Annotated in this window: 10 protein-coding genes; 5 read left to right on the top strand and 5 right to left on the bottom strand. The window is 39.4% G+C overall.

Going from position 1 to position 10,931, the window contains the following annotated elements:
* Nucleotides 1-7 precede the first annotated feature (7 nt).
* Entirely contained in the window at nucleotides 8-1,177 is a 1,170-nt protein-coding gene (dapC, locus tag B4237_RS00345) for a succinyldiaminopimelate transaminase (RefSeq protein WP_278595743.1), read from the top strand.
* A 47-nt stretch (nucleotides 1,178-1,224) separates the two neighbouring features.
* On the opposite strand, the gene B4237_RS00340 is transcribed toward dapC, so the two are convergent.
* Entirely contained in the window at nucleotides 1,225-1,842 is a 618-nt protein-coding gene (locus B4237_RS00340) for a LysE family translocator (RefSeq protein WP_278595744.1), read from the bottom strand.
* Between the two features lie 154 nt (nucleotides 1,843-1,996).
* Between B4237_RS00340 and B4237_RS00335 the strand changes: the two genes are divergently transcribed.
* The 3 genes from B4237_RS00335 to B4237_RS00325 all read left to right on the top strand — a co-directional run bounded on the left by B4237_RS00335 (nucleotide 1,997) and on the right by B4237_RS00325 (nucleotide 6,898).
* On the top strand, nucleotides 1,997-2,449 hold the full coding sequence (locus tag B4237_RS00335; protein WP_004878842.1) for an Lrp/AsnC family transcriptional regulator: 453 nt from the start codon (nucleotides 1,997-1,999) through the stop codon (nucleotides 2,447-2,449).
* Nucleotides 2,450-2,562: 113 nt separating this feature from the next.
* Nucleotides 2,563-3,744, top strand: a complete 1,182-nt coding sequence (locus B4237_RS00330) for an efflux RND transporter periplasmic adaptor subunit (protein WP_278595745.1) — start codon at nucleotides 2,563-2,565, stop codon at nucleotides 3,742-3,744.
* 10 nt (nucleotides 3,745-3,754) lie between these two features.
* Nucleotides 3,755-6,898 (top strand): efflux RND transporter permease subunit, encoded by a 3,144-nt coding sequence (locus tag B4237_RS00325; protein WP_286940753.1) that lies wholly within the window; start codon nucleotides 3,755-3,757, stop codon nucleotides 6,896-6,898.
* A gap of 42 nt (nucleotides 6,899-6,940) precedes the next feature.
* Here B4237_RS00325 and B4237_RS00320 read toward each other — a convergent pair whose 3' ends face one another.
* The 4 genes from B4237_RS00320 to msrB all read right to left on the bottom strand — a co-directional run bounded on the left by B4237_RS00320 (nucleotide 6,941) and on the right by msrB (nucleotide 9,413).
* Nucleotides 6,941-7,564, bottom strand: a complete 624-nt coding sequence (locus B4237_RS00320) for a LysE family translocator (RefSeq protein ID WP_278595541.1) — start codon at nucleotides 7,562-7,564, stop codon at nucleotides 6,941-6,943.
* A gap of 73 nt (nucleotides 7,565-7,637) precedes the next feature.
* Nucleotides 7,638-8,477, bottom strand: coding sequence for an AraC family transcriptional regulator (locus B4237_RS00315; RefSeq protein WP_278595542.1), 840 nt, complete (start codon nucleotides 8,475-8,477; stop codon nucleotides 7,638-7,640).
* Between the two features lie 34 nt (nucleotides 8,478-8,511).
* Nucleotides 8,512-8,997, bottom strand: a complete 486-nt coding sequence (locus tag B4237_RS00310; RefSeq protein WP_019384204.1) for a glutathione peroxidase — start codon at nucleotides 8,995-8,997, stop codon at nucleotides 8,512-8,514.
* On the bottom strand, nucleotides 8,994-9,413 hold the full coding sequence (gene msrB / locus B4237_RS00305) for a peptide-methionine (R)-S-oxide reductase MsrB (protein WP_004878830.1): 420 nt from the start codon (nucleotides 9,411-9,413) through the stop codon (nucleotides 8,994-8,996). Before msrB ends, B4237_RS00310 begins: the two co-directional genes overlap by 4 nt.
* 229 nt (nucleotides 9,414-9,642) lie before the next feature.
* Between msrB and B4237_RS00300 the strand changes: the two genes are divergently transcribed.
* Nucleotides 9,643-10,931, top strand: a 1,289-nt coding sequence (locus B4237_RS00300; RefSeq protein WP_286940751.1) for a pyridoxal phosphate-dependent aminotransferase, incomplete at its 3' end; no start/stop codon positions are given.

Genomic DNA, 10,931 nt, shown 5'->3' with positions numbered 1-10,931 from the left:
TGTTTAAATGAACTCCAGCTTGTCTCTATTGCATCCTTATCCATTTGAAAAGTTAAACCAACTTTTCAAAGATGTGCAACCTGCAAATCTGCCTTTGATTCCACTATCAATTGGTGAGCCAAAACATCCTGCGCCTGAGTTCGTTAAACAAGCGATTATTGCAAATTTTGAGCATTTATCGACTTATCCAAATAGCAAAGGCTTACCTGAACTGCGTCAAAGTATTGCAAAATGGCTCACTCAGCGCTTCAAATTGAATCAAATTAGTGCAGAAGATCATATTTTGCCTGTTTCTGGTACACGCGAAGGTATTTTTTCTTTTGTTCAAGCATTAATTAAGCGCGAAGATGTACCTTATATCGTTATGCCAAATCCTTTCTATCAGATTTATGAAGGTGCGGCATTGCTCTCTGGCGCAAAACCTTACTTCATTAACTGTACAGAAGAAAATGGGTATCTAGGTGATTTTGATGCTGTTCCTGCTGAAGTTTGGGAAAAAACAGCATTATTATTTGTATGTACACCGGGCAATCCAACGGGTGCAGTGTTATCAAAAGAACAATTTAAAAAGCTGATTGCACTTTCAGATCAATATAACTTTGTAATTGCATCTGATGAATGTTATTCAGAGCTTTGGTTTGATCAAGCACCTATTGGTCTGTTAGAAGTGTGTGCAGAAATGGGACGAGACGATTATAAAAACTGTATCGTATTCCACTCACTTTCTAAACGCTCAAATTTGCCGGGTATGCGTTCTGGTTTTGTTGCAGGTGATGCGGCTTTGTTAAAACTATATTTGCAATATCGTACTTATCATGGCGCGGCAATGCCTGTGCAGCATCAATTAGCATCTATTGCTGCTTGGGATGATGAAACACATGTTGAAGAAAATCGTAAGCAATACCGTGCAAAGTTTGAGTTATTCCAATCTGAACTTGGACATTTACTTCCATTGCAAAAACCTGATGCGGGCTTCTACTATTGGCTGAAAGTGGATAATGACGAAACTTTTGCAAAATTACTCCTAGAAAAAGCCAATATTAAAGTTTTACCTGGGCGTTATTTATCTCGTGATACAGAACAAGGTAATCCGGGTGAAGGTCATGTCCGTATGGCATTGGTCGCAGATCTAGCGCAATGTGAAGAAGTCGTTAAACGCTTGAAAAATATTTTATAGCCTACTATTAAGAATCCACGTAACAACGTGGATTCTTTTATCACGGACTAACTCTGACCTAGAATTAAAATCAATCCAATCACCACCATAAGCCCTCCTGATATTCGACTAACAATTTTGACCGCATAAGGTCGGGTACTTAATAGTTTCTTTGCAGCAAACCCAACTAAAACGTAGACAATCGCACAACTAATTAAATGAATGACCCCAAGTGACATGATTTGCGCGGTTGGAGACAATGCCATTTGCGGATGAATAAATGGTGGTAGTAAAGCAAAGAAAAGTAATAAAACCTTTGGATTTAAGCCACTAATTCCAACACCTTTAATCAACCATAATTTAGCAGAATCTAATGTAACATTTTGATCTGAATGATTTGAAATAACAGCAGGTTTAATCAGTAAATTTATCCCCATCCACAACAAATAGCATGCACCTGCAATGGTCAGCCCTGTTAACAAAACAGGATAATGGCTGAGCAAAGCCCCCACTCCAGCAGCAACACAGAGAATGGCAATAAAATGCCCCAGCACCAAACCTGTAACAGCAGTGACGATAAATTTACCCTTTATACCTGCCAAAATCGCATAAGCCCAATCCGCCCCAGGTGTTAAAACGAATAAAATGGAGACACACCAAAAAGCAAGAACAACATTCATTTCCATAATATCACCTAGAGCAGCAAAGCAAATTACCTTTGAAATCAAAATTTCTTTTTCACCAAATGGTGAAGACTGGTTTGAGAGAATATGCTTTAATGGTGGAAATGTTCTTTCAAATGTTTCTACATTTTAAAAGCTATAGGGTAAATTCTTCTATATGGACCGCACTGATAAGAAAATTCTTGCTGAACTTCAAGCCAATGGGCGATTATCTGTTACAGAACTCGCTGAAAGAGTTGGCTTAAGCCTATCCCCTTGTCACCGTCGAGTGAAGGCATTAGAAGAACTAGGAATTATTAAAGGCTATCATGCTGATCTGGATGCTTCGCAAATTGGCTTTAATTTTTCCGCGATTATTTTCGTGACGTTAAAAGATGGTGATAAGAAAGCCTTATCAAATTTTGAAGAGAAAGTCAGTGATATTGCTAATGTGATTCAAGCTCAACGCTTATTTGGCAATCCAGACTATTTATTACATGTCGTAGCTAAAGACCTAGCCAGCTTCCAAAAACTTTATGATGATAGCTTATCTGCATTGCCAAATGTGCAGCGCCTAACCTCAACGATTGTCATGAAAAATGTAGTGACCAATCGCCTGCTACCGCTCTAAGCAAAATGGATGGTACGCATTGATTAATTTTTTGCATTCATCCATCCGTGATTGACCATCTGTTGAAATCTTCGTCTATACTTAGCCATCAATATTAAGTTAACTATGGAAAGATGGCTTCTCAAACTCCTCAGAAAACTAAGAAAAAAGTTTGGTTTATATTAGCAATCATCATCGTACTTTTAATGATCGGTGTCGTGATTTGGCAAGTTAAAGCTGATAAAAATACAGCTGAAACCAAAGACCAAAACGATAGCAATTTATCGCCTAAGGCTGCATTAACAGTAACGGTAATTCAACCAGAAGTTCAGAACTGGAAGCAAACCTTTACAGCCAATGGAAATATCGCAGCTTGGCAAGAAGTTGTTATTAGTAGTGAGCTTTCGGGACAACGACTAACAAAAGTTACTGTCAATGTAGGCGATAAAGTTCGTCGTGGACAAGTTCTGGCCGAAATCAATAGCGATACGATTCGAGCCGATTTAGCGGCTGCAAAAGCTAGCTATGCAGAAGCACAGGCAGTTTTAGCCGATGCAATTACCAATAATAAACGCATCCAGCAACTTAAAAATACAGGTGCGATTTCTGCACAAGAATCCACTCAATATCAAACCTCGCAAGCGACTGCTCAAGCTCGTCTTGATGCTGCAAAAGCACAAATAGAAAGTAATCAGCTTCGTTTAGCTCAGACTCAGATTGTCGCACCAGACAATGGTGTAATCTCCGCACGTACCGCTACTGTTGGATCACTTGCTCAAACAGGTCAAGAGCTATTCCGCCTGATCAGAGATCAGCGATTGGAGTGGCGTGCAGAAGTCACTTCAGAAGATTTATACAAGTTAAAACAAGGTATGAATGCTCGTGTCTTCTCTCCTGATCCAGCTCAACCAGCAGTTTCAGGCAAGGTGCGTATGATTGCTCCTGTGATTGATCCGCAGACTCGTTATGGCTTGGTCTATGTTGATCTACCAACAACACAGGCTGTTCGGATGGGCATGTTTCTAAAAGGCGAATTTGATTTAGGCCAAAAATCGGCGCTCACAATTCCACAGACTGCGTTGCTGTTACGCGATGGTTTTTCTTATGTATTTATCGTCGATCAGCAAAACCGTGTCAGCCAACAGAAAGTTTCTGTTGGACGTCGTGTTGGTGATCGGGTCGAAATCTTAGATTTGGCAAATAGTAATGTCAAACTCGTTTCATCAGGTACAGGCTTCTTAACCGATGGCGATTTGGTGACGGTTGCTAAAGATATTCCTGAAACACCATTGACTAAACAGCTTGTAACCGAATAGGAGAATTAAAATGAATTTCTCCGCTTGGTCAATCCGAAATCCAATTCCTGGCATTCTACTCTTTATTATGTTGGGATTGGCAGGTCTACTCTGTTTTCACTGGATGAAAATCCAACAGTTTCCTGACATTGAATTACCGATGGTGACTGTCACGGCAGCACTTCCCGGTGCAGCACCACCACAACTTGAGACAGAAGTTGCCCGAAAAATAGAAAACTCAATAGCAACCTTACAAGGATTAAGAAATCAATACACTAAAATTCAAGATGGTGTAGTAACTGTCACAGCCGAATTTCAATTAGAGAAACCCTTACAAGAAGCCGTTGATGATGTGCGCAACGCTGTTTCACAAGTTCGCTCTGATCTTCCTGCTGATTTAAGAGATCCAATTGTTAGTAAAATTAATCTATCCGGCTCTCCTATTCTCACATATACCATCCAATCTCCGAAGATGGATGAAGAAGCCCTGTCATGGTTTGTAGACTATGATATCTCGCGTGCGATGCTTCAAGTTAAAGGTGTTGGAGCTGTTTCTCGCGTTGGCGGTGTTACTCGCCAAGTTGAAGTAGAACTTGATCCAGAAAAACTGTTAGCACTGAATGCAACGGCAACAGATATTACGCGCCAACTCAGACTGACACAGCAAGATGCTTCTGGTGGTCAAACCAAGATTGGGGGTAGCGAACAGTCCATTCGTACCATTGCAACGGTAAAAACTGCTGATGAAATTGGTTCAATGGATATTGCACTAAGTGATGGACGTCATATTCGCTTAGATCAAGTTGCAAAAATTCATGATGGTATTGCCGAAAGACGCTCCGCAGCACTTTTAAATGGCAAACCTGTTATTGGTTTTGAAATCACTCGCAGTAAAGGTGCAAGTGAAGTCGATGTTGAAAAAGGCGTAATCGAAGCACTAGATAAACTCAAAGCTGCGCACCCTGATATAAAAATTACGGAAGCATTTAACTTCGTAAAACCTGTAGCTGATAACTACAAAGGCTCAATGTCACTGTTATATGAAGGTGCAATTTTAGCGATTTTAGTGGTTTGGTTATTCTTACGTGATTGGCGAGCAACAATTATTGCTGCAACCGCTCTACCACTTTCAATCCTACCTGCCATGATTGGTATGTATTACTTTGGATTTACACTAAATACCGTAACCCTACTTGCAATGTCCTTGGTTGTCGGCATCTTGGTTGATGATGCAATTGTTGAAATTGAAAATATCATTCGACATTTGAGGATGGGTAAAACACCTTATGAAGCGGCAATGGAAGCTGCTGATGAAATTGGTCTCGCTGTCATTGCAACGACATTCACCTTAATTGCAGTATTCTTACCAACTGCATTTATGAGCGGCATAGCAGGTAAATTCTTTGTTCAATTTGGTTGGACTGCTACGCTTGCGATCTTTGCATCATTACTCGTTGCTCGTCTACTGACTCCAATGATGTCTGCATATATTCTCAAGCCTTGGGTGGGCAAAATAGACACAACTGAAGAAAATCAAGTTGCTTCAAATGACCAAGGAACAACTCGATTAGCCCATGATCGTTCTAAAGATGGACGTGTTATGCGTGGCTATATGAGTTTAGTGACATGGTGTCTAAATCATCGTTGGGTTACCCTGTTCGGCGCGATTGCCTTTTTTATTGGCTCAGTGATGCTGATTCCATTACTCCCAACAGGCTTTGTGCCACCGCCAGATACAGGTCAAACACAAGTCCGTCTTGAGCTAACACCAGGTTCACAATTTGCCGATACATTAAAAACGGCGGAATATGCGCGTGATTTAATTAAAGATCATCCTGAAATAAAAAGCATTTACACTACGATTGGTGGTGGTGCGGCGGGAACTGATCCGTTTGCGGGTGGTGCATCAACAGAACCTCGTAAAGCAACACTAACGATCCAAACCACAGAACGCTCAGATCGCAGTGCAAGTTTACAAGATATTGAAAATGAAATACGTCAACGACTTGCCCCTGTTCCTGGAGCGCGTATTCAAGTTGGTTTAGCTGGAAATAATAGCCAATACCAACTTTCACTTTCAGGTGATGATCCTGAAACTTTAATGTCAACCGCACGTAAGCTAGAACGTGAATTACGCACAATTCCTAATATTGGCAGCATTACTTCAAGTGCTGCTTTGATTCGACCTGAGTTGGTGATTCGACCTGATTTTGCGAAAGCCGCTGATTTAGGTGTTACGACTTATGATATTGCTGAAACTTTACGTATCGCGACGGCGGGAGATTTTGACCAAAACTTAGCGAAACTCAACCTTTCGCAACGCCAAGTTCCTATCGTAATCAAACTACCGTTACAAGCACGTCAAGATCAGGAACTCATGAAGCGGCTCATGGTTAAAGGAAGTCATGGCCCAATTATGCTCGGTACGATTGCGGAGGTGAATATTGAAAGTGGCCCTTCTCAAATTGATCGCTTCAATCGCTTGCGTAACATTAACTTCAACATTGAACTCAACAATCAACCTTTAGGTGATGTTGCTGCCAAAGTTGATCAATTGCCAACGATGAAAAATCTACCACCAACAGTAAAACGCACCAACATCGGTGATGCAGAAGTCATGCAAGAATTATTCTCAAGCTTTGGCTTGGCAATGTTAACTGGCGTACTCTGTATCTATGTCGTTTTAGTTCTTCTGTTTAAAGACTTTTTACAGCCAATTACGATTTTGGTTGCATTGCCTTTATCACTCGGCGGTGCATTTGTTCTACTCCTTTTAGCAAAAAGTAGTTTCTCCATGCCAAGTCTAATTGGCCTGATTATGCTAATGGGTATCGCAAGTAAGAACTCGATTCTGCTCGTGGACTACGCGATTATTGCAAGAAAGGAAAAAGAATATTCGAGGATAAATGCCCTATTAGATGCCTGCCATAAGCGTGCACGTCCGATCATCATGACGACGCTGGCAATGGGCGCTGGCATGTTACCGATTGCACTTGGGATTGGTACAGACCCAAGTTTCCGTGCGCCAATGGCAATCTCAGTTATAGGTGGATTAATTACCAGTACATTCTTATCTTTGCTGGTAATTCCTGTGGTATATACATTCATTGATGATATCAATCGAAAATTGCATAGTTTTAGAAAAACCAAGCAGCAACCGATTGAGTCATCGTAATCATTTACTCAGAAAAGACGGTTTAATCACCGTCTTTTTTATTTAGGAAAATACCAGCACCAACATGAAAAAGAGAAAGCTCGTACCAGCAAGATAATACAAATGATGAATATGCTGATTTAACCATGATACATAAATATTCGAACTCATGAATTGCACAATACTTAGATTCCAGATCAGTACCAAAAGGACCATCCATGAACAAATCAAAAAGTTTTGAACAAAATTATATTGAGGATAAATCAAGATCACCAAAACGCTATAAAACATCAGGTTTTTAGGATTTAATAAACTCGAAAGTAGTCCTAACAGAAAAGACTTGAATAGATTTTCATTCTGCTGAACAGAAGAAGTACTTTCCGATTGACCTCGAATAATCTGACTAAGGCGAGCCGATCGAAAGCATTGAACAGCAAGATATATAAAATAAAATGCCCCTAACCATTTCATCCCTATGAATAATTCAGTTTTTACTGCACCAATAACAAATAAACTGCAATAAATAACCACTAAAATAATGGCATTTCCTAACGCAATACCAAAACAAGTCGCTCGTGCTGCAACTTTCTGACTTTGCAAAAGAGTTTTTAAAATTAAAAAGAAGTCTGCCCCGGGCATCAGTAATGCAATGAAATGTGTTACTGCAATGGTCAGAAAAATCTCCATAGATCTACTCCTAAAAAATCAGGAGCTAGAGTAAAAAAGTGCTGAATTATGTTCTTGTATAAAATTGCGAGGATTACGCTTTTTTAGAATATTGCTTAGGAGTTACACCAGTCAGCTTTTTAAAAACACGATGAAAATGACTCTGATCAACAAACTCAAGCTCATAGGCCACTTGAGCAATATCAGCACCAACTTTCAATCGTTCACGCGCTTGATTAATCTTGTGATTAAGTTGATAGGCATGCGGTGTGAAACCAAAATAATGTTTAAATAAGCGAATCAACGCATAACGGCTGATTTTCATTTTTTCAGCTAAATGCGTTAAAGATAAATCCTCAACATCTGATTGAAGATGGAGAATTAAATCTGGTAAATATTGCTGAAAATAACCAGAAGAACTTATGCTTTCCCACTCAAAATTCGGTATAATAATCTCGGTTAAAACCTGAATGAGAGATTGTTCTTTTTCGAATAGTGAAATTTTCTTATCAAACAAGATGTTATTTAATTCAGTAAAAGCTTCATAAACTTTAACATGATGAATAATCTTTGGTCTTAGTTTTGGAAAAGGTGTCATCTGCTGAGTACATGTTTTGCCAATTTCCATCTCTAACTCGTTTAACAGCCTCATTAACCATGCTGCATCAAGATGCATCATTTGGTAGCTCCATGCTTGATTTGAGAATGGATTACATGAGTGTTCAACATGTGCAGGAATAACAACGATACTTTTAGCTTTGATTATTTCATTTTTGCCAAAAGCACTTGAAAAACAACTTTGCCCCTCATCAACAGCACCAATTGAAAATGTGGGATGGCTGTGTGATTGATAACATATGCGACTTTGACATGCCCTACGTGTTTCAACATAAGGCATGGCTGAATGAGTCCAAAATTCAACAGTTGAGTCCAAACAGAAACCTCAATTAATTCTGGGATAGCAACACTTACTTTGATAATGCCTTTTCAATATCAGCTTCTAATGCTTCTGGTTTAGTTGTTGGTGCATAACGCCCTAAAACCTCACCATTGCGTCCAACTAAAAACTTAGTGAAATTCCACTTAATATTACGACTACCTAAAATTCCCTTTGCCTCTCGTGTTAAATAACGAAAAATAACATGCGCCTCAGGCCCTTTTACATCCACTTTTGCGAACATTGGGAAATTCACCCCATAATTACGCTGGCAAAATGAACCGATCTCTTTATTTGTTCCCGGGTCTTGTCCCCCGAATTGATTGCAAGGAAAACCTAATACCTCTAAACCTTGAGATTTATATTTTTCATAGAGTTTCTCAAGCCCTGCAAATTGTGGTGTAAACCCACATTTACTTGCAGTATTTACAATCAGCATGACCTTGCCTTTATAATCAGCAAGTGCCTTTGTTTCTCCCTCTAACAATTCAGCTTCAAACTGATAAATGTTACTCATGGATAAGTTTCCTCGTCATTCTTTTCTTGTGTTTTAAGTTGTAATGATGCCGAATTCACGCAATAACGCAGTCCTGTCGGCTGTGGGCCATCCTCAAACACATGACCCAAATGTGCCTCGCAATCATGGCAGACTATTTCTGTTCTGACCATACCATGCGATAAATCTTCATGTTCATCAATTGCTGTGCCATCGATTGGTCTGAAAAAGCTTGGCCAACCACATCCACTGTCGTATTTCGTTTCTGATGTAAATAACTCAGCACCACAACAACGACATACATATATACCTTGTTGCTTACTATTCCAATATTGTCCTGTAAATGCTGGTTCTGTGCCTTTTTGACGAGTAATACGATATTCTTCTGCGGATAATTCTCTTTGCCACTCGCGATCCGTCTTATTTACTTTACCCATAACCTGCACCTTTTATTCTGTTGTTAAAGTTCAGGTTTTATATTTACGCCATTCAAAACAAAAACTCTAGTCTCAGATCGTACAATTTCTTATATTTTGAATGCTTAATATTAGATAGCAAATAGTAAGCAAATTTAAAAAATAAAAGTAAGCAAAATTTATTTACTTCATCTTTCAAGTAAGCAAAGATAGTGTTATTCTTGTTCAGCTCGGTTGTATAGGACAAAAAATGTCACAGAAAAAAAGTGTGGTTTTTAAAAATCTTTTACCAGCCATCAGGCAATATCAACAATCAGGCTTTACCCATGAAAAGATTGTTGAATTACTGAGAGATCAACACAACCTGAATTTGGTTACAGTCGAAACCTTTAAGAGTTACTTATATCGATATGCAAAGGTGAGCCCTTCTATGTCTAAGAATACTGCTACATCCCACTCAGCTCAAACTACTAGAGAAATCAAAAAATCATCTAAACTTGAGCATGTTTGTTACGACATTCGTGGACCAGTATTGCGCGCCGCCAATGAAATGGAAGAGCAAGGACATAAAATCATCAAGCTTAATATCGGCAACCCTGCTCCATTTGGTTTTGAAGCACCACAAGAAATTATTAATGATGTTGCTTTAAACCTGCCGAATGCAATTGGTTATACAGATTCAAAAGGTATCTTTCCTGCGCGTAAAGCGATTTGCCAGTATTATCAACAAAAAGGCATTTTCGATATGCATGTCAATGATGTATACGTTGGCAATGGTGTATCTGAACTCATCGTGATGGCAATGCAAGGGTTGTTGGACGATGGCGATGAAATGCTCGTTCCAATGCCTGACTATCCATTATGGACAGCAGCAGTCAATCTTTCTGGTGGTACAGCAATTCATTATAAATGTGATGAAGAAAACTACTGGTATCCTGATATTGCAGATATCGAAAGTAAAATCACGCCAAATACCCGCGGTATCGTTGTTATCAATCCAAATAACCCAACTGGTGCTGTTTACCCACGGCATGTATTAGAACAAATCGTTGCTTTAGCTAAAAAACATGATTTGATTTTATTTGCAGATGAAATTTACGACAAAATCATTTATGACGGTATCGAGCATGTTGCTTTAGCAGCATTGGCTGGTGATCAACTTTGCATCTCATTTAATGGTTTGTCTAAAGCTTACCGTATTGCAGGTTATCGTGCGGGCTGGATGGCGATTACGGGTGACAAGAAACGTGCAGCTGACTATATCGAAGGTTTAGATATGTTGGCTTCAATGCGCCTTTGTGCCAACCATCAAGCACAATATGCAATTCAAACAGCTCTAGGTGGCTATCAGTCTATTAATGATTTGATTCGTCCAGGCGGTCGCCTCTATGAACAACGAAATATTGCTTGGGAAATGTTAAATGAAATTCCAGGTGTAAGCTGTGTAAAACCTGAAGGCGCAATGTACTGCTTCCCTCGACTTGATCCTGAGATTTATCCAGTAGAAGACGACGAGAAGTTAATGCTCGATTTATTAAC

Origin of the sequence: Acinetobacter sp. UBA6526, assembly GCF_002434875.1 — a bacterium.
GTDB lineage: Bacteria > Pseudomonadota > Gammaproteobacteria > Pseudomonadales > Moraxellaceae > Acinetobacter > Acinetobacter venetianus.
This window is presented reverse-complemented; position numbering and strand designations above follow the sequence as displayed.